This window comes from Kitasatospora sp. NPDC004615, assembly GCF_042873545.1.
Classification (GTDB): Bacteria; Actinomycetota; Actinomycetes; order Streptomycetales; family Streptomycetaceae; genus Kitasatospora.
Genome location: NZ_JBIALQ010000015.1, coordinates 91,810 through 116,645, shown reverse-complemented (window position 1 = coordinate 116,645; position 24,836 = coordinate 91,810). Strand labels below are relative to the sequence as shown.

General features: G+C 71.2%; 13 protein-coding genes. 3 read left to right on the top strand and 10 right to left on the bottom strand.

Features of this window, described 5'->3' with window-relative positions; all coding sequences use genetic code 11:
- Window positions 1–241: 241 nt before the first annotated feature.
- Window positions 242–1,195, bottom strand: a complete 954-nt coding sequence (locus ACFYS8_RS34780; RefSeq protein ID WP_387649170.1) for an acyl-ACP desaturase — start codon at window positions 1,193–1,195, stop codon at window positions 242–244.
- Window positions 1,196–1,457: 262 nt separating this feature from the next.
- Here ACFYS8_RS34780 and ACFYS8_RS34775 point away from each other — a divergent pair, with 262 nt between their 5' ends.
- Window positions 1,458–1,922 carry a calmodulin-binding protein gene (locus ACFYS8_RS34775; RefSeq protein WP_387649168.1) on the top strand — a complete coding sequence of 155 codons (465 nt, stop codon included), beginning with the start codon at window positions 1,458–1,460 and terminating at the stop codon, window positions 1,920–1,922.
- Between the two features lie 288 nt (window positions 1,923–2,210).
- Window positions 2,211–3,812 carry a multicopper oxidase family protein gene (locus ACFYS8_RS34770; protein WP_387649165.1) on the top strand — a complete coding sequence of 534 codons (1,602 nt, stop codon included), beginning with the start codon at window positions 2,211–2,213 and terminating at the stop codon, window positions 3,810–3,812.
- A 75-nt stretch (window positions 3,813–3,887) separates the two neighbouring features.
- Here the strand turns inward: ACFYS8_RS34770 and ACFYS8_RS34765 are convergent, their stop codons facing one another.
- Complete coding sequence (locus ACFYS8_RS34765; RefSeq protein WP_387649162.1) at window positions 3,888–5,450, bottom strand: MFS transporter; 1,563 nt, start codon at window positions 5,448–5,450, stop codon at window positions 3,888–3,890.
- Window positions 5,451–5,696: 246 nt separating this feature from the next.
- Here ACFYS8_RS34765 and ACFYS8_RS34760 point away from each other — a divergent pair, with 246 nt between their 5' ends.
- Complete coding sequence (locus ACFYS8_RS34760) at window positions 5,697–6,626, top strand: SDR family oxidoreductase (protein WP_387649159.1); 930 nt, start codon at window positions 5,697–5,699, stop codon at window positions 6,624–6,626.
- A 97-nt stretch (window positions 6,627–6,723) separates the two neighbouring features.
- Here the strand turns inward: ACFYS8_RS34760 and ACFYS8_RS34755 are convergent, their stop codons facing one another.
- The 8 genes from ACFYS8_RS34755 to ACFYS8_RS34720 all read right to left on the bottom strand — a co-directional run bounded on the left by ACFYS8_RS34755 (window position 6,724) and on the right by ACFYS8_RS34720 (window position 24,829).
- Window positions 6,724–7,554 (bottom strand): methyltransferase domain-containing protein, encoded by an 831-nt coding sequence (locus ACFYS8_RS34755; protein ID WP_387649156.1) that lies wholly within the window; start codon window positions 7,552–7,554, stop codon window positions 6,724–6,726.
- Window positions 7,555–7,733: 179 nt separating this feature from the next.
- Entirely contained in the window at window positions 7,734–9,338 is a 1,605-nt protein-coding gene (locus tag ACFYS8_RS34750; RefSeq protein ID WP_387649154.1) for an FAD-binding oxidoreductase, read from the bottom strand.
- Window positions 9,339–9,454: 116 nt separating this feature from the next.
- Window positions 9,455–10,507, bottom strand: a complete 1,053-nt coding sequence (locus ACFYS8_RS34745; RefSeq protein ID WP_387649151.1) for a methyltransferase — start codon at window positions 10,505–10,507, stop codon at window positions 9,455–9,457.
- A 100-nt stretch (window positions 10,508–10,607) separates the two neighbouring features.
- Entirely contained in the window at window positions 10,608–11,678 is a 1,071-nt protein-coding gene (locus ACFYS8_RS34740) for a methyltransferase (RefSeq protein WP_387649148.1), read from the bottom strand.
- Window positions 11,679–11,742: 64 nt separating this feature from the next.
- Entirely contained in the window at window positions 11,743–12,786 is a 1,044-nt protein-coding gene (locus tag ACFYS8_RS34735; RefSeq protein WP_387649146.1) for a hypothetical protein, read from the bottom strand.
- A gap of 4 nt (window positions 12,787–12,790) precedes the next feature.
- Window positions 12,791–13,519, bottom strand: a complete 729-nt coding sequence (locus tag ACFYS8_RS34730) for a GPR1/FUN34/YaaH family transporter (protein WP_387649144.1) — start codon at window positions 13,517–13,519, stop codon at window positions 12,791–12,793.
- 83 nt (window positions 13,520–13,602) lie between these two features.
- On the bottom strand, window positions 13,603–22,791 hold the full coding sequence (locus tag ACFYS8_RS34725) for an amino acid adenylation domain-containing protein (protein ID WP_387649142.1): 9,189 nt from the start codon (window positions 22,789–22,791) through the stop codon (window positions 13,603–13,605).
- A gap of 85 nt (window positions 22,792–22,876) precedes the next feature.
- Window positions 22,877–24,829 carry an AMP-binding protein gene (locus ACFYS8_RS34720; RefSeq protein WP_387649140.1) on the bottom strand — a complete coding sequence of 651 codons (1,953 nt, stop codon included), beginning with the start codon at window positions 24,827–24,829 and terminating at the stop codon, window positions 22,877–22,879.
- Window positions 24,830–24,836: the final 7 nt, after the last annotated feature.

The window sequence follows — 24,836 nt, the reverse complement described above, 5'->3', positions numbered from 1 at the left end:
CGCAATCTCCGAAAACGCGCACAGCAAATACGAACGGAGACGCGAAAAGGACGCGACCCGTCACGGATCAACTGGGTGGTTCTCAGGGATTGGCCGCCCCGGGACCGTCCACACAGATTGCGTGTCCGGTGCTCCCTGCCGAGCGACCAGTGAACACTACGCCGGATCCGCCCCAGGTGCAAACCTCGCAGCCTCCGCCGGCGTCTGCGGGCGAAGGCTGCGGGCAACCCAAGCGCCGGCGTCAGCCCTTCGCGGCGCGCCGGGCCCTGATCGCCGCCTGTCGTTCGTCGAACCGGGTGGCCTGGGCGGCGAGGCCGTCGAGCATCAGGCCGAGCTCCATCTGGGCCCGGACGCCGTCCGGGCCGAAGCCGCTCATCTCCATCACCTTGAGGTGGCGCAGCACGGGGAGCAGCACGTCGTCGAGGTGGACGCGGAGGTTGTAGACGCCGTCGACGGCGATCCGTGCGGCGGCTCGTTCGAAGCCGGGCATGCCGTGGCCGGGCATGCGGAAGTTGGTGACGACCTCGTTGACGGCCTGCATGGCCTGGTCGGGGGCGAGTTCGAAGGCGGCCTTGAGGAGGTTCCGGTAGAAGATCATGTGCAGGTTCTCGTCGTTGGCGACCTGCGCGAGCATCCGGTCGCAGACGGGGTCGCCCGAGGCGTGTCCGGTGTTGCGGTGGGAGATGCGGGTGGCGAGTTCCTGGAAGGCGACGTACGCGACGGTGTGGAGCGGCGAGTGCCGGTTGTCGGAGACGAAGCCGTTCTGCATGTGGGTCATGCGGGCGCGCTCGAGTTCCACGGGGTCGACGGCACGGGAGGCGATGAGGTAGTCGCGCAGCACCATCGAGTGCCGTGCCTCTTCTGCTGTCCACTGGTGCACCCAGGTGCCCCAGGCGCCGTCGCGGCCGAAGAGCGTCGCGATCTCGTGGTGGTAGCTGGGCAGGTTGTCCTCGGTCAGCAGGTTCACCACGAGCGAGACCCGGCCGACTTCGGTGAGCGGCGACTGCTCTATTGACCATGCTTCGCCGCCGAGCGGCCCGTCGAAGTCCCGTCCGCGGCTCCAGGGGACGTACTCGTGGGGCATCCACTCCTTGAAGACGCTCAGGTGGCGGTTGAGTTCGCGCTCGACCACCTCTTCCAGGTCGTGCAGGAGGCGGGCATCGGTCCACTGGGCCGGGGAGGAGGTGCTGCTCACGGGTCCAACTCTCGATCGACGAACAAACCTACGGTCCCGTAGGTAACGCAACCGTAGGTTGGCAACCCCGACGCTGTCTGGGGCCATTCGGCCCCATTTGTCGTGGCCGGTGAGGACCATCTGCGCGGTCGGTGAGGACCACCGGCGAGAACCGCCCGGACGCGAGCCGCATCGCCCGCCCAGTTACCGACCGTCACTGATTCAATGCGCACGGTGCTCAGTCGTGATACGCACGACGCCCGGATACAAGGAGAGAACCCCCATGCCACGTGTGTTCACCAAGGCGGTCGGCCTCGCCGCCGTCGGTGTGCTGGCGTTCGCCACCGCGCAGCCCTCGCAGGCCGCGGCCCCGACGGGCTCGCCGGTCCGCGCGGCCGCCGCGGACCGGGCCTACTTCGTGATGACCGACGTCACGCATGAGGAGTTCGTCATCGAGCTGACGAAGAGTGAGGAGATCGAGCACGCCCGGAGGCTCATCAGCGGGGAGACCACCGACCGTCCGCATGTGATGGCGCGGATCGTCCCGCGGCCGGCTCCGTACAACCCTCGCTGGAGCTATCACACCAACCCCGAGAGCACGGAGTTCTTCGACTTCGCCACCGAGGTCTGCGACGCGACCATTCCGTATGTCGAGGAGCACCTCGACGAGGCCGGTGGCGCATTCCTGCCCGGTTACCGCTGGTGCGACTGGTCCTCGCGCCTGGTCAGGGAAATTCCCGTCCGGTAGTCGTCGGCGCCGCCGTCACAACGCCGGTTCTCCGCAGGGCTGTTGGGGTCGACTGTCACGGTCGGCCCCGTCCTCGCCGGAGCTGCCCCTTCCTGATACCGGTGCGGTACCGGTGTGATACCGGCCTGATACCGGGACTTTGCCGACGGCGGGTCAGGTCATTGCCGACGACAGGTCGGTCATTGCCGTCGCCCGGACATATCCAAGGTCTTGTCTGGTGCAGGTCAATAAGCGAGGCTTGGGCTCGCACCGCTCTGTTCGCCCAGACAGTCTGGATATGGAGAGCCGATGCCCCACCCGACCTCGACGACCGCCGAATCCCAGCGCCGGCAAATACGGCGCACCAGGCGCGCCATCCACGTGCTGACCGCGGTCTCACTGCTTTTCTCGGCCGCCGTCCTGGGCACCCGTGCCCTCGCGGCCCCGGCGCCGACCGATCCTCCGCAGCCGCCGACGACCGCCCAGCAGGAGGCGGGGATGCGGACGGGTGACCCGTTCCGCGATCCCGTGACGGCCGACGCGACCGGCGACAACCAGAACCTCAACATCACGCTGGACGTCGGCCAGAGCGTGTTCGACGTGTCCGGCCGCCCGGTGGCCGGGCAGGTCTACAACAACGGCACGGTCGTCGCGCCCACGCTGAAGGTCTCCGCCGGGTCGACCGTCACCATCAAGCTGGTCAACCGGCTGCCGGTCGCCACCAACCTGCACTTCCACGGCATGCACGTCTCCCCGACGGACGACTCCGACAACTCCTTCAGCTGCGTCTCCCCCGGCGCCACCATCACCTACCGGCTGGCTGTCCCGGCCGATCATCCCCAGGGCACGTTCTGGTACCACAGCCACGCCATGGGCACGATGTGCGCGGCCAACGGGGCCCACAACATGTCCGACATGGCCTTCGAACCGGGCCAGACCCAGAACCAGATCTTCGCCGGCCTCTCCGGCGCCATGATCGTCGGGGACAACCGCAGCCTGCTGCCGGTCGGTCTGCGCAACGCCGCCGCGCACACCCTCGTCCTGAAGGACGCCCAGATCGACGCCGCCGGGCGCATCGTGCAGAACACGATCAGCCCGGCCAACCCCACCGTGCGGCTGGTCAACGGGCAGCTCCGGCCCACGCTGACGCTGAAGCCGAACGAGACCCAGCTGTGGCGGCTGGTCAACGCGGGGGCCGACATCCCGTACCAACTCCGGCTCGACGGCTACCGGTTCACCGTTGTCGCCGAGGACGGCATTCCGGTCGCGCAGGTGAGCACGCGCGACACCCTGGTGCTGCCGCCGGGCAAGCGCTTCGACGTCCTGGTCACCGCCTGCGCCGTGCCGGGCCAGGCCGTGCTGCGGACGACGACCTACACCAACGGTCCGCAGGGCGGCACCTATCCGGACACCCAGCTGGCCACGATCAAGGTCGACGGCTGGCCCGTCACCCGCCAGCCGGCCGTCACCGGCGCCATCCCCGGTGCCCCGGCCGACCTCGCCCCGGCCGCCGTCGCGGGCCGCCGGACGGTCGAGCTCGGCGAGCTCCAGGAGGGCGACAACTTCTACTTCGTCCTCAATGGGCGGAAGTTCGCGGCGGACAGCTCGCTCTTCGACACCCCGGCCCGGCTCGGGACCGTCGAGGAGTGGACGATCGTCAACACCACCGAGGAGAACCACCCCTTCCACCTGCACACCAACGCGTTCCAGGTGATGTCCGTGAACGGTGTGCCGCAGCCCTACACGCACCGCGAGGACACCGCCGTGGTGCCCGCCTCGTCCGGCGGGGTGCCGGGGAAGATCGTGATCCGGATCCCGTTCGCCGACTACCCGGGCAAGTGGATGTTCCACTGCCACATCGCGGCCCACGAGGACCTCGGGATGATGAGCTACCTCGACGTCGTGCGCTGAGGTCCCGTCAAAAAGACAACCGCCGCCCGGCCCGTGGGAGGTTCCACGGGCCGGGCGGCGGGCGTCCACGGGGGTTCAGGTCTTCTGCGGGTCCGCGGTCTTCAGGAGCGGGGGCACCGCCTCGTCGGAGTCGGCGCTCTCGGCGCCGGTGCCGGGCGGCACCGAGCGGAGCAGCAGGGGCGCCATCAGGACGGCCAGCGCGGTGAGCACCAGGCAGATGGTGCTGACGTACTGGAGCGCGTGGGTGAAGGCCTCGCGGGCGGTGGACAGCGCCTGGGCGCCGACCTCCTGCGGCAGGCGGGAGACCTCGGCGACGGCGGAACCGATGGTGTCGCGGATGGCGGACTCCGACTCCGGGGAGAGCCCGTCGGACGCGAGGCCGTCGGCGACCTGGGTGCGGTAGACGGCCGTGCCGACGCTGCCGAGGATCGCGATGCCGGTGCCGAGGCCGATCTCCTGGAGCGTCTCGGAGACGGCGGAGATCGCGCCGGCCCGTTCCGGCGGTGCGGAGGCGATCATCATGTCGGTGCCGAGCGCGATGGTGGGCGCCACGCCGAAGTTGAGCAGTCCGAGCGCGACCATGACGGTGACCAGGCCGCTCCCGGCGGAGACCTGGGTCAGCACGCCGAAGCCGGCCAGGGCGATCGCCAGGCCGATGGTCATCACGTACGCCGAGCGCATCCGGGTCAGCGCGAGCGGGGCGAGCAGCGAGCCGACCACGCCACCGATGCTGGCGGGCAGCGAGCTCAGGCCGGCCTTCAGCGGGGACAGTCCGACGACCATCTGCAGGTACTGGGCGACGAACAGCTGCGAGCCCGACATCACGAACAGGGCGATGCCCATGGTGGTCATGGAGGCGGAGAAGCTGCGTTCGCGGAACAGCTTCAGGTCGATCAGCGGGTGGCTCAGCCGGCGCTGCCGGACGGCGAACACCGTGCCGGTGGCGAGGCCGAGGAGGAGCGCCGCGACGGACAGCGGCGCGAAGCCGTCGGCGGCGAGCTTCTTCAGGCCGAAGACGGTGGCCAGCAGGGCGAGGGTCAGCAGGCCGACGCTGGCGAGGTCGATCCGGCCGGGGTTCGGGTCGCGGTACTCGGGCAGCAGGATCGGGCCGAGGATCAGCAGCAGGACCATCGCGGGCACGCCCAGCAGGAAGACCGAGCCCCACCAGAAGTGTTCCAGCAGCGCGCCGCCGACCAGCGGGCCGATCGCGCCGCCGACCAGGAAGCAGGCGATCCAGATGCTGAAGGCCAGGGCGCGCTGCTTGGCGTCGAAGAACATGTTGCGGATCAGCGACATCGACGACGGCATCAGGGTCGCCCCGGCGATGCCCAGCAGGGCCCGGCTGAGGATCAGCATCTCGGTGTTCCGGGAGAACGCCGTGAGCAGCGAGGCGGCGCCGAAGCCGGCGGCGCCGAGGAGGAGCAGGCGACGGCGGCCGATGCGGTCGCCGAGGGTGCCTGCGACGATCAGCAGGCCGGCTATCAGGAAGCTGTAGATGTCGACGATCCACAGCAGTTGGAGTCCGCTGGGGTGGATGTCGGCGCTGAGGTGCGGCACCGCGAGGTGGAGCACGGTGTTGTCGAGGGTGATGAGCAGCGCGGGTAAGGCGAGGACGCCGAGGGCCGTCCACTCGCGCATTCCGGCACGCTTCACGGGCGGCTGGGATGTCGAAACGGGAGTCATATGAGCAGCCTATTCACTCGTGAACCACGTCATGTCCGGTTGAGCCCGAAGTGGCTGAGGAACGGCCCCGACCCGTCGATCGTCGGTAAATGTGGTGAAAAGTCCAGCACAAGGCACCGTCTTTTGAAAGGATCGTGGCGTCATTGGCCGGCCCGTCGATGACGGACGCGGGCCTGGTTGTTCTAATGGACGAGGAAGTCAATGGAACTCGACACATCGGCACCGGACCTTCACGGAAAAATCGCGTTGGTCGCGGGTGCCACCCGGGGAGCCGGGCGGGCCATCGCCGTTCAGCTCGGCGCGGCGGGCGCGACGGTCTACGTCACCGGCCGCACCACCCGGGAGAAGCAGTCGGAGTACAAGCGCTCCGAGACGATCGAGGACACCGCGGACCTGGTCACCGCGGCGGGCGGCAAGGGCATCGCGGTGCCCACCGACCACCTGGTGCACGAGCAGGTCCGGGCGCTGGCCGAGCGCATCGACGCCGAGCAGGGGCGGCTCGACGTGCTGGTCAACGACGTCTGGGGCGGGGAGAAGCTGTTCACCTTCGACCAGTCGGTCTGGGAGCAGAACCTGGACAACGGGCGGCGGCTGTTCGAGCTGGGCGTGCAGACCCACGCGATCACCAGCCACTTCATACTGCCGTTGCTGGTGCGCAACCCGGGCGGACTCGTGGTCGAGATGACCGACGGGACGGCCGAGTACAACGAGACGCACTACCGCAATTCGTTCTTCTACGACATGGTCAAGAACGCCGTGGTGCGGATGGCCTTCGCGCTCGCGCACGAGCTGAAGCCGCACGGCGGGACGGCGGTGGCGCTCACCCCGGGCTGGATGCGTTCGGAAATGATGCTCGAAACCTTCGGCGTCACCGAGGAGAACTGGCGCGACGCGCTGGCGGTGGAACCGCATTTCTGCATTTCGGAGAGCCCGGCGTTCGTCGGCCGTGCGGTCGCCGCGCTGGCCGGTGACCCGGACGTCGCCCGCCGGAACGGCAAGTCCGTCTCCAGTGGGCAGCTGGCCCGCGAGTACGGCTTCACCGACCTCGACGGCTCGCAGCCCGACTGCTGGCGGTACCTGGTCGAGGTCCAGGAGGCCGGCAAGCCGGCCGACCCGGCCGGCTACCGGTAACCGGCAGGCGGCACCGGTAACCGCCACGCGGGGCCGGTGCCGCCCAACTCCCGCCGTCAGGAAGGGAGTCGGGCGGCACCGGCTCGGCAGCACCGAATCAGGCGCCGCGCGTCGCGACGATCACCAGGTACCCGATGTCCGGGCTGGCCGCCGCGCGTCGCATCAGGTCGATGTACTGGTCGACCGGTTCCGGGCCGTCGATCCGGGCGAGTTCCTCGCGCCGGGCCGCAACGGCGTCGGCCATGATCGACCCGGTCCGGACCACCTTGTCGCTGATGTCGCGGATCTCGACGTCGACGAACCCGTTGCCGGCCAGCAGCCCGGCGTACTCGTCCGCCGTGGCGTACGGGCTGACGTGGTAGGCGGCGCGGATCTCGTCCAGCACCTTGCGGCCCTCGGGGCTCATCGGCGGGCGCTCGACGGTGTCGGCGATCACCAGCCGCCCGCCGGGGCGCAGCACCCGGGCGGTCTCGGCGAGGGCCCGGTTCCGGTCCGGCACGTGGAGCAGCGATTCGAGCGCCCACGCGCCGTCGAACGAGCCGTCCTCGAACGGAAGGTCCGTCACGTCGGCGTTGCGGAAAGTGGCCACGTCCGAGCGGCCGGCCTCCTTGGCGCGTTCGTTGGCCTGCTCCACCTCGACGTCGGCGATGGCGATGCCGGTGACGCGCACGTCCCTGGCCGCGACGAGCTGGAGCGCGGGCTTGCCGACGCCGCAGCCGATGTCGAGGATCGCGGCGCCGGGGGCGGGGTCGAGCAGGGTGACCATCAGGTCGTTCAGCCGGGCGGTGGCGACCTCGACGGTGCTGGTGTCGGCGTCGTCCTCCCAGTAGCCGTAGTGCAGGTTCTCGCCCCACACGTTGTTGAGAACCTGGGCGAGCCCTTCGTAGAAGCTCGCGACGCCTTCAACACCCGATAATTCCGCAGCCATCTTGGTCTCCCTGTCGTATCTGCGGCACTGTGCCCCCGGAAATTTCGAACCGGCCGGTAACACCGCGGCGGCCGTGGCGGTCCGCGGTGGAAGAACGGCCGGGAAGCTCCCCCCGGGGTTGATCGGAATCCTGCCCTCGCGCAGGAGCAAACTCAAGACCCGGACAGTGCCGGTGCCGATCAGACGGGTCGGATCGACAGGGCGTGGCGGAACACATTGCGCGGATCATAGGTGTTCTTGACCTGTTGCAGACGTGCGTAGTTCGAGCCGTAGTACAGCGTGGACCACGGGGTGCCGGAGGTGTTCCACGCCGGGTCGGCGAGGTCGGAGTCCGCGTAGTTGATGTATGCCCCGGCGTTGATGGCGTTGGGCGCCGGAACGCCGCCGGTCGTGGCGTAGACGTCCCGGTAGATGTTGCGGATCCACGCCGTGTGGACGGCGTCCTCCGCCGCGGTACGCCAGATGCCGGGGGTGAAGTAGACGCGCAGGATCGAGTCGCGGTGCGAGTAGGCGGTGGCGTCCGTGGCGACGCTGTTGATCTTCCCGCCGACGGCGGCCAGGTTCACCTGGGCGCCCGGGTTACTGATCGAACTGTCCGTCAGGTACTGGTAGATCGTTCCTATCTGCGCGTCGGTGTAGCTCTTCTTCAGGTCCGCGGTCTTGTCCTTCTGCCGCCCGGCGCCGCCCCAGTACCAGTTGTCCCGGTCGAGCCACGCCAGCGAGTACTTCTCGTCCGAGGCGACCGTGAGGGCGGCGCCCGCGGTGACGGTCGCGAAGAACGCGTCGAGCATGGCCTCGCCGCCCACGACGGTGTCCTCGATGCCGGCCATCAGGCCGATCACGCCGGCCGCCTGGTGCGAGGCGGAGAGCGACGCCCAGATCTGGACGCCCGGCGTCCCGGGGGCGCTGTTGTACTCGAACCACTGGCTGTAGTTGCGGACGAGGGTGGTGAACGCCTGCTTCGACAGGTTGTTCCACGACCACTGCACGTTCCGGACCTTCTGGTTCCCGGCCCGGGGCATGATCTTGCTCGGGTCGGTGGAGGTCACGCCCGGCGAGCGCAGCCAATACCGCGTCACCACACCGAAGTTGCCGCCGCCACCGCCGGTGTGCGCCCACCACAGGTCCCGGTTCGGGTCGTTGGCCTCACGCGTCGCCACGATGGTGCGGGGCAGCCCGTCGGCGCCGACCACGACCACCTCGACGGCGTAGAGGTGGTCGACGGCGATCCCGTGGATCCGGGAGTAGAAGTTGTAGCCGCCGCCGAGGATGTGCCCGCCGAGGCCCACGTCCGAGCAGCCCGCGGACGGGATCTGCACGCCCCATCCCATGAAGAGGGTGTGCTGTGTCGGCGACACGATCGCGCCCGGTCCCACGCAGAACGCGTTGCGCGAGGCGTCGTAGTAGACGTCCGACATCTGGGAGAGATCAATCAATTCCTTGATGTCGGAGTTCGCCGTGAAGTTCTCCAGGCAGTGGCCCCCGGAGCGCACCGCGACCCGCCGGCCGGCCGCGACGGCGTTGCCGAGCGCGGTGGCGACGTGGTCCTTGGTGGTCGCGATGGTCACCCGGTCCGGCTGGCCGACGAACCGGGTGTTGTGCGCGCGCAGGAAGCTGTCGTACCGGGCGTCCCCGGGCTGAACGAGGGTGGACCCGAACGGCGGTGTGCAGGCTCCCGCGGCGGCTGCGGGCCCGGCGCCGGCGACGAGGTCCGCCGTGACCAGGCCGGCCCCGGCGATGGCGGCGGCACCGGTGAGCAGTCCCCGGCGGCTCAATCCAGACATGGCTGCGACTCCTTGCTGTGTGGTGACGTTCCTGTGTGGTGACGTTCCTGTGTGGTGACGTTCGTCGTGACGTTCGTGGTGACGTTCGTGATGGCGGATGAGAGGTGCGGCGGAGGTCAGCGCCGGCGGGCCGTGATCACGGCCATGCCGCTGGGCAGGACCTTCGTCTCCTCGGCCTCCAGTCCGGCGTCGGCGAGCAGTGCGGCGAAGGCGGCGCGGGTGCGTTCGCGCCCTCCGGAGGCGCCGAAGAGGGAGAGCATGTAGAGGTCCATGACGGCGGGCAGCCGGTGCGGTACGGACTGCCCGGTGCCCGGGTCGACCGTGGTGGCGTCGGTGACGAGGTCGACGACCATCAGGCGGCCGTGGTCGGGCATCGCGGCGGCGCAGGTGCGCAGGATGTCCGTCGCCCGGTCCTGGCCCCAGTCGTGCAGGATGTGGCTGAGGATGTACAGGTCCGCGCCCGGCGTGACGTGCGCGAAGAAGTCCCCGGCGACGGCCGTGCAGCGGCGGGTGAGGCCCTCCTCGGCGATCCGCTTCTCAGCGAGCGGGACGGTGCCGGGCAGGTCGAGGACGGTGCCGGTGCTTCCCGGGGTGCGCTTGAGGAGTTCGCACAGCAGGTGGCCGTTGCCGCCGCCCACGTCGACGATCCACGGGTAGCGTTCGAAGCCGACCGCGTCGAAGACCTCGTCCAACTCCAGCCGCAGGCCCGCCTCCTGGGAGCGGTCGAACACCTCGCGGCGGTCGGGCCGCTGTTCCAGGTGGTCGAAGAGGTCGCGGTCGAAGTGCCGGCGGAACGCCGAATCGCCGGTCCGGACGGTGTGTTCGAGGTCGGTCCAGGTCAGGCCGACCTCCTGCGCGAGCAGCAGGGCGGTGGGCTGCGCGGTGCCGGGGGTGGTCGGCAGCAGGGTGGCGCCGAAGGGCGTCAGGGAGTAGCTGCCGTCGGTCTCCTCGGCGAGGACGCCGAACGGCACCAGGCCGCGCAGCAGGCGGTCCAACGCGACCGGGTGGGCGCCGAGTTGGTCGGCCAGCTGCTCGGCGGAGCGGGCCCGGCCGGCCAGCGCCTCGGGGACGCCGAGGCTGACGGCCGTGCAGAGCGTGCGCGACACGAGCTGGCCGTAGAGCAGCATGCGCATCCGGGTGGCGTTGTCGTGCGTCGTGGGGTCGAGCATGCCGTCACCTCGATCAGGGGGATGGGGACTTGGGTACGGCCGGGCCGGGGCCGCCCCGGGAGGGCGGCCCCGACGGATCCGGGCTTCGGGCGGGCGGTGGCTACTTGGTCGCCACGATGACGCCGTGCGGGGTCCAGCCCGGGAACGCGATGCGCTCGACGGTGCTGAAACCGGCGTCGAGCAGGCACTTCTCGTGCTGCGCCCAGGAGTAGATCATCCCGCCCTCGGCCGGGATCGCGGCGAAGTAGACGCTGTCCAGGGCGGCGACCACGGGGCCGTCACCTTCGTCGTTGGACATCGAGTTGAAGATCACCAGCTGGCCGCCCGCGGGCAGGGCGTCGTAGGCGCGGCGGAGCAGCTCGGTGTTCTCGTCCAGCGTCCAGATGACCAGCTGGTGGGCGAACATCACCACGTCGCAGCCGGTGGGCAGCGCGTCGACGAACATGTCGCCGGTGATCACCGAGACCTGGTCGCTGACGCCGGCCTGGGCGATCTTCTTCTCCGCGATGGTGCCGGAGGCGGGGATCTCGAAGACCGTGACCTTCAGGTCCGGGTTGGCCTTGGCCAGCGCGATCGCGTTGACCGCGTCGCCGCCGCCGCAGTCCAGCAGGTGCTTGCGGCCGGACAGGTCGAGCTCGGTCACCAGGTGCTTGTTCGCCAGCTCCGACCAGGACCGCATGTACTTGTAGAAGACCTGCTCCATGTGCGGGTTCTCGGCCAGCCGGTGGTACAGGTCGCGACCGGAACCGCGCACCCGGCGCAGGCCGACGTTGCGGTTCTCGCGCAGCGAGTCGGTGAAGTCGAGCTGGCCTTCGTAGACGATGTACTGCTCGAACGCGACGGTGTCCTTGAAGCGCTCCCAGTCGCCCTCGTCCATCAGGTCCAGGACGACCTGGGCGAGGCGGTAGCGGCCGTTCTCCTTGACGACGATGCCGAGGGAGGTGCAGCCGAGCAGCAGGATCTCGACCGCGCGGTCCTGGAGTTCGAGCGCGTCGCGGATCTCCTCGCGGGTGAGGTCCGTCCGCTCGGCGAGCAGGTCGGGCAGGCCCAGCTCGCAGGCGGCGTTGAGGTACTGGAAGGCCGCGTGGCCGAAGAGGATCCGGGACAGGCCGTCCATGTCCAGTGCGGGGACGGAGGTGGTGCCGTGCGTTTCGGGCGCGGTGGTGGTCATGGATACCTTGCCTTTCGGGGACGGGTCGGAACTGCTCGGGTCTTGTTGATCGGATCGGGTCGGGTCACGCGTCCGGGGCGTCCGGGAGCGAGCCCGCCCGGAGGCGGTGGAACTGCTCGATGACGCCCACCGCGGGGCGGCTCGAGCGGCTGGTGGCGAGGAGACTCGGCGACTGGCGGCCCACGAAGTGCTCGCACACGCCCTTGTGCGCGTCGTAGGTGTCGTCCAGCGCCGACCGGAAGTCCGCCAGGGTCTCCGGGCGGCGGGCGGCCAGCCAGGACCACGCGTCCCGGGAGTCCGTCAGGTCGGCCACCAGGGCCTCGTGGTCGCGCCAGCGCAGTCCGCTCATCTGCGGGGGTGCGACCGGCGGCATCAGGGTGGGCCGGATCTCGGCCTGGTACTGGTCCGCCGTGGCGTCCCCCGCGAAGCGCAGGGCGGCCCGGCAGGCCCGCATCACCCGGGTCGCCACGGCGGCTGCGGTGGCGGCGAGTTCCTCGTCGCCGGCGTCCGCGGCGGCCCGCAGGCTGCGCAGGGCGATGGTGCCGCCCTGCGCGAACACCATGAACACGTGGTGTCCGCGCACCCAGCGCCGCAGGCCGTCCAGCGGCGCCGGCTCGCCCGAACTGTCGGGCTCGGGCGTGGCGAGCTGCGCGGGGAGGCGGGCCGGGTCGGCCAGCCAGCCGTGCAGGACGTCGAAGCCGTCGAGCAGCTCGCCCCAGTCGGGTGCGTCGAGGTTGGTGCCCCGCTCGTCGGCCAGTTCCAGGACGCCGAGTTGGGCGTTCAGCAGCGCGGCGGAGAGCAGCGCGACCGGCTCGCCGTGGTGACGTTCGATGCCGAACGCCAGGTCGTTGTCCCGGTTCGGCCGCGACTCGCGCGGGTCGTCGCCGACCGGGTCGCTCGGCACCGTGCCGAGCAGTTCCCGGGCCGCCCGGGCGGCGGCGTGCAGCCCCGCCGACCCGGCCCGGTTCGCCGGGTCCGCCAGCCGGGCGGCAACCTCGGCCAGCACGGCCGGGCGGGCGGCCACGAGGGCCGGCGCCGAGTCGGGAAGCTCCTCCGGGCAGGCCATCGGGAACGGGACGGTGGCGACCTCGGGCAGGTAGTCCGTCATCGGTTCACCGGGACTTGAGCAGCGGCTTGCCGAGCGGGAGGCGCTTGGCACCGGTCGCGCTGTGCATGGCGCTCGCGAAGATGTACATGCCGAGCGCGATGAACAGGAACATGGTCCCGATGCCGATGTAGACCAGCCACGGGTCGCTGGGCTTCAGCGGGTGGTTGATGGTCTGGTCGATGGCCTGCTCGATGGCGCCAAAGATGACCATCAGCGTGAGCGAGACGACGATGAAGAGGAAGGTGAACGCCCGCGGCAGGCGCAGCGTCGTCACCGTCAACAGGATGATCACGATCGCCCAGACCAGCACGAAGTTGGCTGTCGCCTGGCGCTGTTCGACGTTCTCGAAGGTGCCCATCCAGTTGTTGTTCAGCGCGATGCTGAGCACCGAGAAGCTCAGCCAGAACGTCCCGAACAGGCCGTAGACCGCGGCGAACACACCGTCGCCCAGGCGCATCGACCAGGCGGCGGCCATCAGCAGAAGGATCGCGCTGCTGAACACCATGGTCGGCAGCGAGGCCACCAGGGAGTTGGCCGGGATGCTGACGTCCTTCAGGTAGAACGCGAGGGAGAGCGAGCCCAGCAGGAAGCCGCCGAAGCCGATCATCGCGGCCTGGGGCGAACGGGGGCCGGTCGACGACTCGTCCTCCGGTGCGGGGGCGGGCGTCATAGCGGCGGAAACGGAGGCGGAGGCGGATACGACCGCCTCGAGGGTCGGGTTTTCCTGCTTCATCGTCGGTTGTCTCCTGGTCGTGGTCGTCTGGTCGTGGTTCGTCGGGACCGCGGACGTGGTCGAAGCCGCCGGGTGGCAGCAGGTCAGCCGGCGCTGCCGCCGAGGACCCGGCGCACCCGCGGGATCGCCGCCGGGGCCTGCCAGGACGCCGGCTCCGGTAGTCGGCGGGCCAGTTCGGCGAGGACGGGGTGCTCGAAGATCAGGTCGAGCGGGACGTCCGTGCCGGTGCGTGCGGAGAGCCTGGAGGCGACCCGGGTGGCGAGGAGGGAGTGGCCGCCGAGGTCGAAGAAGTCGTCCTCGGCACCGACCTCGGGGACGCCGAGCAGCTCGCGCCAGATGTCGGCGACCAGCTGTTCGGACGGCGTCTGCGGTGAACGGCCGCTCCGCCTGAGGGAGTTGTGGTCTATGGCCGGGAGTGCGCCGCGGTCGATCTTGCCGTTGGGGAGGAGGGGGAACTCGGGCAGCTCGACGAAGCTGCCCGGGACCATGAACTGGGGAAGCCAGGTACGCGCGTGGGCGGCAAGGGCGGCCCGGTCCAGCTCGCCGGTACCGGGCACCAGGTAGGCGACCAGGCCGAGGACGCCGGAGGCGTCCTCGCGCGCCACCACCACCGCGCCCGCGACGTCGGGGTGACGGCGCAGCACCTCCTCCACCTCGCCGAGTTCGACGCGGTGGCCGCGCACCTTCACCTGGCCGTCGGCGCGGCCGAGGTAGTCGAGCTTTCCGTCCGGACGCCAGCGGACGAGGTCGCCCGTGCGGTAGAGCCGGCCACCGTCCGACGCGGGCAGATATCGCTCCGCCGTCAGGCCCGGACGGCCGAGGTAGCCCCGGGTCACACCCGCGCCAGAGAGGTACAACTCCCCCACCGCGCCCAGCGGCACCGGCCGGAGAGCCGCATCGAGCACCAGCGCCGAGGTGCCGTCGACCGGCACGCCGATCGGGGTGCGAGCATCGGCCGGGTCCGTCGCCGTCCAGGTCGAGTAGGTCGTGTCCTCGCTGGGGCCGTAGAGGTTGTTGACCTTCTCCACGCCCGGGAGTGCGTACAAGTCCCTTACCAGGCCCGGCGCCAGAGCCTCACCGGCGAGGTTCACCCACCGCACCGACGCCGGCATCGCACCCGCCAGAGCCAGCTCACGCGCGGCCGACGGCACGGTGTTCACCAGCGTCAGCCCCGCGTAGCGGGAAGGGTCCGTCACCAGGTCCAGCACCCCGGTGGGTGCCAGCACCGCACACCCGCCCACCGTCAACGGCGCGAAGATCTCGAACACCGACAGGTCGAAGGAGACCGACGTCGCCGCCAGAGTCCCGGCCAGGATCTCCGCCGGGAACACCCGCCCCGCCCACGACAGCATCGCCGCCACCTGCCGGTGCTCGATCACCACCCCCTTCGGCCGACCCGTCGAACCCGACGTGTAGATCACGTACGCCACATCGTCGATCGAGCCCACCTGTGAGGGCCTGGCCGCGCCGGCCGGCGAAAGCTCGTCCAGCGAACGCAGCACCACCGAGGCACCGGAGTCCGCCACCATGAACGCCACCCGCTCGTCCGGGTAGCCGGGATCCACGGGCACGTAACCCGCGCCGGACTTCAGCACACCCAGCAGCGCCACGATCAGGTCGGACGTCCGGGGCAGGCACACGCACACCAGATCCCCGGGGCCAACTCCCTGCGCCCGCAGCGCGTTCGCGACCCTGTTCGCCCGCGCCTCCAGCTCGCCGTACGTCAGCTCACCGTCAACGGCACGCACCGCCACCGCACCCGGCGAACGATCGACCTGCGCCTCCACCAACTCCTGCACGCGGCAGCCGCGTTCGGGAGTCGTCGACGCCGTGGTCCAGCCCTGGCGGCGTGCCGTCTCCACCTCGCCCGCCACGTCCAGCTCGGCCAGCGGCGTCCCCGGGCGAGCGGCCAGGGCCTCGATCACGACCGCCAGGCGGTCCGCGATCAGCTGGGCGGTGGACGGCTCGAACAGGTCGGTGTTGAAGACCAGGTGCCCGATGATCCGGCCGTCCCGCTCCTCCGCCTGAACCACCAGGTCGTACGGCGTGGTGCGGATCGGCATCGGCGCGGGCTCCATCCGCAGGCCCGACAGTTCGTAGCGCGGCGGTGTGCCGTTGACCGCGAGCAGCACCTGGAACAGCGGGCTGCGGCTCCGGTCGCGCGGCGGGCGGACGGCCCGGATCAGCTCCTCGAACGGGATCCGCTGGTGCTCCCGGATTCCGTCGACAGCCTCGCGCGCCGCGCCGAGAGCGTCGGCCAGCGTGCCGTCCGGGGCCAGCGTCAGGCGCAGCGGCACGGTGTCGACCAGGTAGCCGACCACGTCCGCGGTGGCGGGGTGGTCGCGGCCGGCGGCCGGGGTGCCGATGGTGACATCACACTGACCGACCGCCTTGGCGAGGACGACGGCCAGGGCCGTCGCCAGGACGGTGAAGGCGGTCGTCCCGCCGGCCCGGCACGCGGTTGCAAGGGCGTCGTCGGGCAGCGCCAGAGCAACCCCGGCGCCGTCGTAGGTCTGCTTCGCCGGGCGCGGCCGGTCGGTGGGCAGGTCGAGCGCCGGCGCGCCGGCCAACTGACCGCGCCAGAAGTCGAGTTCGGCCGGGGCCTCGGCCCGCTGCCAGTCGGCGACGTCCGCGTACTGAACAGCCGGGAGGACGGTGGGCGCGGCGGGCACGGAGCCGTACAGCGCGGCGATCTCGCGCAGCAGGAGGTCCAGCGACCAGCCGTCGGCGATGACGTGATGCAGGCTCATCACCAGGACGTGGTGTTGCCGCTCAGTACGCACCAGCGTCACGTGCCACAGCGGCCCGGAGGTGGGATCGAAGGCCCGCCGGCTCTCCGCCTCGATCACCGAGCGCCAGTCGGCGGTGTCGACGCTGGTGAGCGGGACCTCCACGGTGGGCGAGACCACCTGGCGCACCTCGCCGTCCACCTCGCGCAGCGACGTCCGCAGCACCTCGTGGCGGCGGGCGAGTTGCTCGAGGGCCGCACGGAACGCCTCCGCGTCCAGGTCGCCGTCGATGTGGACGGCGCCGCGCACGTGATAGGCGAGGTTCGCCGCCGCGTCCAGGCGGCACAGGACCCACAGGCGTTCCTGGCCGAGGGAGGCCGGGAGAACAAAGGTGCCGTCGGGGCCCGGGATCCGCGGGACGACCGGGATGGCCTCGCGCTTTCCGCCGGAGACCGGGAGGTGGCCGGCGAGATCGGCGAGGACGGGGTGCTCGAAGACCAGGTGCAGCGGGACGTGGGCGTCCAGGGCCTCGCCGAGGCGGTGGGTGAGGCGGGTGGCGAGCAGGGAGTGGCCGCCGAGCTCGAAGAAGTCGTCCTCGGCACCGACCTCCGGGACGCCGAGCAGCTCGCGCCAGATCTCGGCGACCAGCTGTTCGGACGGCGTCTGCGGTGAACGGCCGCTCTGCCGAACGGAGTTGGGGTCTATGGCCGGGAGCGCGCCGCGGTCGATCTTGCCATTGGGGAGAAGCGGGAACTCGGGCAGCTCGACGAAAGCACCCGGCACCATGAACTGGGGTAGCTGCCCACGGACGAACGCCGCGAGCGCAGCGGGGTCGAACTCCTCGTCGCTGAGCACGACGTAGGCGACCAGACCCAGCGAACCGGAGGCATCCTCGCGCGCCACCACCACCGCACCCGCCACATCGGGGTGACGGCGCAGCACCTCCTCCACCTCGCCGAGTTCGACCCGGTGGCCACGCACCTTCACCTGACCATCGGCCCGGCCCAGGTAGTCCAACTTGCCGTCCGGACGCCACCGCACCAGATCACCCGTGCGGTAGAGCCGGCCACCGTCGGACGCGGGAAGATACCGCTCCGCCGTCAGGCCCGGACGACCCAGATAGCCCCGGGTCACACCCGCGCCGGACAGGTACAACTCCCCCACCGCACCCAGCGGCACCGGCCGCAGACCAGCGTCCAGCACCAACGCCGACGTACCATCCACCGGCACACCGATCGGCGTCCGCACATCGGCCGGATCCGTCGCCGTCCACGTCGAGTAGGTCGTGTCCTCGCTCGGACCGTAGAGATTGTTGACCTTCTCCACACCCGAGAGCAGATACAAGTCCCGCACCAGACCGGGCGCCAGAGCCTCACCGGCGAGGTTCACCCACCGCACCGACGCCGGCATCGCACCCGCCAGCACCAGCTCACGCGCCGCCGACGGCACCGTGTTCACCAGCGTCAGCCCCGCATACCGCGACGGATCCGTCACCAGATCCAACACCCCGGTCGGCGCCAGCACCACACACCCACCCACCGTCAACGGCGCGAAGATCTCAAACACCGACAGATCGAACGACACCGACGTCGCCGCCAGAGTCCCGGCCAGCACCTCCGCCGGAAACACCCGCCCCGCCCACGACAGCATCGCCGCCACCTGCCGGTGCTCGATCACCACACCCTTCGGCCGACCCGTCGAACCCGACGTGTAAATCACGTACGCCACATCGTCGATCGAGCCCACCCGCCCGGGCCGCGAAGCACCCGCCGGCGAAAGGTCGTCCAGCGAACGCAGCACCACCGAGGCACCGGAGTCCGCCACCATGAACGCCACGCGCTCGTCCGGGTAGCCGGGATCCACCGGCACGTAACCCGCGCCGGACTTCAGCACACCCAGCAGCGCCACGATCAGGTCGGACGTCCGGGGCAGGCACACGCACACCAGATCCCCGGCACCGACACCCTGCGCCCGCAGCGCGTTCGCGACCCGGTTCGCCCGTGCCTCCAACTCCCCGTACGTCAGTTCACCGTCAACGGCACGCACCGCCACCGCACCCGGCGAACGATCGACCTGCGCCTCCACCAACTCCTGCACGCACAACGGCGATCCGGCCACGGCGGGCGCAGCCGCCAGCGCCTCGCGCCGCGCCGCCTCCACCGCGCCGGCCACGTCCAGTTCGGCGACCGACAGGTCGGGGCAGTCGGCCAGTGCGGCCACGGCGGCGGCCAGCCGTTCCGGGAACAGTTCGGCGGTGGAAACGGAATACAGGTCGGTGTTGTAGGTGAGGTGGCCGGTGATGGCGGCCTCCCCGCGCTCCAGGTGCAGCGAGATCTCGAACTGGGTCTCTGCAGGCGGGAGTTCGATCCGGTCGACGCGCAGGCCGGGGAGGTCCAGCGCGCGGGCCGGGGTCTCGTTGACGGCCAGCATGACCTGGAAGAGCGGGCTGCGCCCCTGGCCGTGCGAGGCGGCTCGAGTAGTCCGGACGATCTCCTCGAACGGCGTCCCGGCGTGCCGGTGCGCCGTCATGAGGGCTTGGTGGGTGTCGCGCAGAGCAGTGCCGAGGGTGGCGGCGGGGTCCAGCGAGCAGCGCAGCGGGAGGGTGTTGGTGAAGAAGCCGAGGAGTGCCGCGGTGTCCGGGTGGGTGCGTCCGCTGGTCGGGATGCCGATGGTCAGGTCGCGGTTGCCGGAGACGGCGCTCAGGACGAGCGTGACGGCGGTCGCGACGACTGCGAAGGCTGTGGTGCCGGTGGTCCGGGCGAGCCGGTCGACGGTGTCGGCGGGCAGGATGACGGGCACAGCAGCGCCGTGGTGGGTCGTGCGGGCGGAGCGGGGGCGGTCGGTCGGGAGGTCGAGGTCCCGGGCCCCGGCGAGGTGTTCGCGCCAGTGGGCGAGCCCGGCATCGTCCGGGGGTGCGGCGTTCTCCCACGTGGTGAAGTCGCCGTACTGGAGGGCGGGCAGCGCGCGGCCGGACGGGTCCTGGTACTCGGCGGCGATCTCGCGCAGCAGGAGGTCCAGCGACCAGCCGTCGGCGATGGCGTGGTGGAGAGAGAGCAGGAGGAGGTGTTCGCCGGCGGCGCGGCGCACGATGCGGGCGCGGAAGAGCGGTCCTTCGGCGAGTTCCACGGTGGAGTGGCGCCACTGGTCGAGCAGTTCGGCCTCGGTCTGATCCGGGGTGTCCGGCTCCACCGTCGGGTCCCACTGCCAGGTGGGGTGCACGACCTGGACGATGTCGCCGCTCTCCTCGCGCAGGGTGGTGCGCAGGATCTCGTGCCGCCCGGCGACCGAGCGGACGGCCTCCGCCATCCGTTCGGCGTCGAGCGGGCCGGTGATCCGGGCGCCGCCGTTGAGCAGGTAGGCGAGGTTGGCGCTCGGGTCCAGGGAGCAGAGCAGCCAGAGGCGCTTCTGGCCGGACGACGCGGGGAAGACGAGGGTGCCGTCGGGGCCCGGGATGCGGGGGACGACGGGGATGGCCTCGCGTTTCCCGCCGGAGACCGGGAGGTGGTCGGCGAGATCGGCGAGGACGGGGTGCTCGAAGACCAGGTGCAGCGGGACGTGGGCGTCCAGGGCCTCGCCGAGGCGGTGGGTGAGGCGGGTGGCGAGCAGGGAGTGGCCTCCGAGCTCGAAGAAGTCGTCCTCCGCGCCGGCCTCCGGGACGCCGAGCAGCTCGCGCCAGATGTCGGCGACCAGGTTCTCGGACGGCGTCTGCGGTGAACGGCCGCTCTGCCGAACGGAGTTGGGGTCTATGGCCGGGAGTGCACCGCGGTCGATCTTGCCATTGGGGAGAAGCGGGAACTCGGGCAGCTCGACGAAAGCACCCGGCACCATGAACTGCGGAAGCCGACCACGGACGAACGCCGCGAGCGCAGCGGGGTCGAACTCCTCGTCGCTGAGCACGACGTAGGCGACCAGACCGAGGACGCCGGAGGCGTCCTCGCGGGCCACCACCACCGCGCCCGCCACATCGGGGTGACGGCGCAGCACCTCCTCCACCTCGCCGAGTTCGACCCGGTGGCCACGCACCTTCACCTGACCATCGGCCCGGCCCAGGTAGTCCAACTTGCCGTCCGGACGCCACCGCACCAGGTCACCCGTGCGGTAGAGCCGGCCACCGCCGGACGCGGGCAGATACCGCTCCGCCGTCAGGCCCGGACGACCCAGATAACCCCGGGTCACACCCGCACCCGACAGGTACAACTCCCCCACCGCACCCAGCGGCACCGGCCGCAGACCAGCGTCCAGCACCAACGCCGACGTACCGTCCACCGGCACACCGATCGGCGTCCGCACATCGGCCGGATCCGTCGCCGTCCACGTCGAGTAGGTCGTGTCCTCGCTCGGACCGTAGAGGTTGTTGACCTTCTCCACACCCGACAGCAGATACAAGTCCCGCACCAGGCCCGGCGCCAGAGCCTCACCCGCCAGGTTCACCCACCGCACCGACGCCGGCATCGCACCCGCCAACACCAGCTCACGCGCCGCCGACGGCACCGTGTTCACCAACGTGACCCCCGCATACCGCGACGGATCCGTCACCAGATCCAACACACCAGTGGGCGCCAGCACCACGCACCCGCCCACCGTCAACGGCGCGAAGATCTCGAACACCGACAGATCGAACGACACCGACGTCGCCGCCAAAGTGCCCGCTAGCACCTCCGCCGGGAACACCCGCCCCGCCCACGACAGCATCGCCGCCACCTGACGGTGCTCGATCACCACACCCTTCGGCCGACCCGTCGAACCCGACGTGTAAATCACGTACGCGACGTCATCGACCGAACCGGCAACCGAGGGCCGGTCGGCTACGGGCGCATCAGGAACTTCAAGAACATCCGCCAGAGACCGAATGACCAGTGCCGCATCCGCGTCCTCCACCATGAACGCCACCCGCTCATCGGGGTAGCCAGGGTCCACCGGCACGTAACCCGCGCCGGACTTCAACACGCCCAGCAGCGCCACCACCAGGTCGGAGGTCCGCGGCAGACACACCCCCACCAGATCCCCGGCACCGACTCCCCGCGCCCGCAAGGCATTCGCCACCCGGTTCGCCCGCGCCTCCAGCTCCCCGTACGTCAGCTCACCGTCAACGGCACGCACCGCCACCGCACCCGGCGAACGATCGACCTGCGCCTCCACCAACTCCTGCACACACAGCGGCAGTTCACCCACCGCAGGCGCGACGGCCCAAGCCTCGCGCCGCGCCGCCTCCACCGCGCCGGCCACGTCCAGCTCGGCGAGCGGCGCGTCCGGCCGCGTCACCACGGCCGCCAGGGCGGTGCCGAATCGCGCCGCGAGCAGCTCGGCGGTGTCGGGCTCGAAGAGGTCGGTGTCGTAGCCGAGGAAGCCGGTGATGGCGTCCTCGCCCTGCCAGAGGTAGAGCTCCAGGTCGTTGCGCGCCGTTCCGGGCGCGGTGACCAGGGGGCGCAGGGGCAGCTCGCCGAGGCGGAGTTCGGGGAGTTGCGGCTGGAGCACGAACAGCACGTCGAACAGCGAGCCGCCGCCCTGCCCGACCTGTTCCGCGACGGTTTCGAACGGCACGTGGGAGCGCCCGTAGGCGTCGAGGCAGGTGTCGCGGACGGCGCGCAGGACGTCGCGGGCGGTGTGCGCGGCGGAGGTGTCGGTGCGCAGCGCGAGCATCGTGGCGAGCGGGCCGACGGCGCCGGGGGCGCGGTGGCGTTCGCGGGTCGCGATGGGTGAGCCGACGGTGATGTCGTGCTGTCCGGCGGTGCGGGCGAGGGTGAGGTGCAGTGCCGCGAGCAGGACCATGAACGGCGTGGCATGCTCGGCCTCGGCGAGGCGCCGGACTTCGCGCAGCTGGTCCGCTTCGACGCTCAGGCCGACGTGGGCGGAGCGGAAGCGGCGGGCGGCGGGGCGGGGCCGGTCGGTGGGCAGGGAGAGCGGTTGGGCGCCGGCCAGGCGTTCGCGCCAGGCGGCCAGGTCGGCCGGGTCGGCGGTGGCGGGGACGGCGGGCAGCGGCGTGGCCGGGCCCGGGGGACGACCGGTGTAGAGGGCGTCGAGTTCGGCGAGGGCGACGCCGAGGGACCAGCCGTCGGCGACGATGTGGTGGGCGAGCAGCTGGAGTCGGGCCGTGCCGTCGGGCAGTTGCCAGAGGGCGGTGCGCCAGAGCGGCCCGGTGGCGAGGTCCATGGGGGTGGCGGCGCGGGTGTCGGCCTGGGCGCGGGCGGTGCGGCGGGCGGTGGCCGGGTCGTCCGGGGTGAGGTCGACGACGGTCAGGTCGGGGCGGGCCTCGGTGGCGACGGTGGCGCGGTCGACGGCCGGGAAGGTGGTGCGCAGGGCGGCGTGGCGGCGGGCGAGTTCGGTGAGGGCTGCGGCGAGCCGGTCGGGGTCGACGGTGCCGGCGATCTCGGCGTCGAAGCGGAGGACGTTGGCGGCGGTGCCGGGGTGGATCTCCTCGAAGAGGCGCAGTCCGTGCCGGATCGGGCCGATCTCCGTCCCGGTGTCCGCTTCGGCCGGGAGGGCCCGCCACTTGGCGAGCAGGGTGCGGCCGAGGTCGGCGGGAATCCGGGAGCTGTCGGACACGGTCGGGGCCTCCGTCTCGTCACCATGGCGGGCGGGCGTGCGAAGCATTCGCGGCGTGCGGTTCGTTCAAGGGGGGCTGTGAGGGTCAGCTACCAGCGAGCAGGGCCTTCGCCCGGTCGACGGCGTCGGAGGGTCGCATCCCGCCCTCGGTCCAGCGTTCGTTCAGCCGGGCGGTCAGTTCGCGGGGGGTCTGCGCGAGCAGGACGTCCTCGACGGGCACGGGCAGGGTGAGCGCGTCCTCGGCGACGGCCGCGATCTCGGCGGCGCGCAGCGAGTCGCCGCCCATCGTGGTGAGGGCGTCGTCGGGGCCGCAGTCGGAGACCTGGCAGACGGCGGCGAAGACGGAGGAGAAGAAGGCGGTGAGCGCGCCGGCCTCTTCCGCGCCGATGGCGGCCCGGTCGGGGGTGACGGTGCGGCCGGCGAGTTCGCCGGCGAGGTGGCGGGTGCGGGCGAGGCCGTGCTGGATCTTGCCGCTGGTGGTGCGCGGGATGGTGCGCGGCGGGCAGAGCACGACGGTGTGCACGCGGGCGCCGGTGGCGGCCAGGACGCGGGCGCGGAGGTCGGCGGCGAGGCGCTCGGGGTCGTGGTCGTGTCCGGCGACCTCGACGGCGAGGACGATCTCGTCGTCGGCGCCGTGGAAGGCGGCGGCGGTGGGCCGGACGGCGGGGTTGTCGCGGACGGCGGCGGCGCACAGGTCGTGGGCGTGGTGGTTGACGCCGTTCTGGATGAGCACCTCTTTGCGGCGGCCGGTGACGGTGAGCCGGCCGTCGCGGAGTCGGCCGAGGTCGCCGGTGCGCAGGTGGCGGGTGCCGTCGAGGTGGCCGTAGCCGTCGGTCGGGGTGCCGGTCTGCCAGGTGTCCCAGTAGCCGTCGCTGATGCTCGGTCCGGCGAGCCAGATTTCGCCCTCGGCGCCGTCGGGCACGGCCGTGCCGGTATCGGGGTCGACCAGGGCGAGCCGGTGGCCGTCGACGACCGGCCCGCAGTCGACCCGGCCGTCCGCGTCGGTGTCGTCGTGTCCGGTCCAGTGGCGGCCGGTGACGATGAGGGTGGCCTCCGCGAGTCCGTAGCAGGGCAGGAAGGACTCGGGGCGGAAGCCGTACGGGGCGAACCGTTCGGCGAAGCCGGTGATCGTCGCGGGGCGGATGGGCTCGGCGCCGTTGAAGGCGAGCCGCCAGGTGCCGAGGTCGAGGCCGGTGAGGTCGGCGCGGTCGGCGCGGCGGACACAGAGGTCGTAGGCGAAATTCGGTCCGCCGGTGTGGGTGATGCCGAGTTCGCTGATCTGCCGGAGCCAGCCGATCGGGTCCTTGAGGAAATGCACGGGCGACATCAGGCGTACCGGGAATCCGCCGTGGATCGGGGTGAGAATGAATCCGATGAGCCCCATGTCGTGATAGGGCGGCAGCCAGGAGACCACCCGCGCGGTTTCGTCCAGACGGAAAACCTCGGTAATGGACCGAATGTTGGCCAGGATATTCCGGTGGCGCAGTACGACGCCTTTCGGCTTTCCGGTGCTGCCCGAGGTGTACTGGATGAGCGCGACGTCCTCGGGGTCCGGCGCGTCGGCCAGCAGGCGCTCGGGGTCGGCGGGGGCGGCGCCGGTGGCGTCGTCGAGGGTGACCACCGGGGGCAGGTCCTCGGGGCGCAGTCCGGCGGTGAGCAGGCCGAGCACGGCGGGGTCGGCGAGCAGGGTGGTGGCCCGGGAGTCCTCGAGGATGCGGGCGAAGCGGGCGGTGATCCGCTCGGTGGAGCCGAAGATCGGCGGGTAGGCGGGCACCGCGGGGACGCCGGCCAGGAAGCAGGCCCACAGCGCGGTGACGAAGTCCAGGCCGGGCGGGAAGAGCAGCAGCGCGGGGCCGCCGCGTCCGTCCGCGCCGCGCAGCAGCGGGGCGAGGGCCGCGGCCCGGTCGAGCAGCTCGCGGTAGCCGATGGTGTCGACCCGGCCGTCGTCGTGCAGGTACTCGTAGGCCTGCCGGCCGCCGCGGGCGAGGGCCTGCTCGACGAGCGTGTGGACGAGCGTGGGGCGGGCGGGGATCGACATCGGCGAG

What these genes read in the sequence shown, in the direction of transcription:
- ACFYS8_RS34775 (WP_387649168.1), top strand. Translation starts at nt 1,458, where the DNA reads ATGCCACGTGTGTTCACCAAGGCGGTCGGCCTCGCCGCCGTCGGTGTG.
- ACFYS8_RS34730 (WP_387649144.1), bottom strand. Translation starts at nt 13,519, where the DNA reads ATGAAGCAGGAAAACCCGACCCTCGAGGCGGTCGTATCCGCCTCCGCC.
- ACFYS8_RS34760 (WP_387649159.1), top strand. Translation starts at nt 5,697, where the DNA reads ATGGAACTCGACACATCGGCACCGGACCTTCACGGAAAAATCGCGTTG.
- ACFYS8_RS34770 (WP_387649165.1), top strand. Translation starts at nt 2,211, where the DNA reads ATGCCCCACCCGACCTCGACGACCGCCGAATCCCAGCGCCGGCAAATA.
- ACFYS8_RS34750 (WP_387649154.1), bottom strand. Translation starts at nt 9,338, where the DNA reads ATGTCTGGATTGAGCCGCCGGGGACTGCTCACCGGTGCCGCCGCCATC.
- ACFYS8_RS34745 (WP_387649151.1), bottom strand. Translation starts at nt 10,507, where the DNA reads ATGCTCGACCCCACGACGCACGACAACGCCACCCGGATGCGCATGCTG.
- ACFYS8_RS34765 (WP_387649162.1), bottom strand. Translation starts at nt 5,450, where the DNA reads ATGCGCGAGTGGACGGCCCTCGGCGTCCTCGCCTTACCCGCGCTGCTC.
- ACFYS8_RS34735 (WP_387649146.1), bottom strand. Translation starts at nt 12,786, where the DNA reads ATGACGGACTACCTGCCCGAGGTCGCCACCGTCCCGTTCCCGATGGCC.
- ACFYS8_RS34720 (WP_387649140.1), bottom strand. Translation starts at nt 24,829, where the DNA reads ATGTCGATCCCCGCCCGCCCCACGCTCGTCCACACGCTCGTCGAGCAG.
- ACFYS8_RS34740 (WP_387649148.1), bottom strand. Translation starts at nt 11,678, where the DNA reads ATGACCACCACCGCGCCCGAAACGCACGGCACCACCTCCGTCCCCGCA.
- ACFYS8_RS34755 (WP_387649156.1), bottom strand. Translation starts at nt 7,554, where the DNA reads ATGGCTGCGGAATTATCGGGTGTTGAAGGCGTCGCGAGCTTCTACGAA.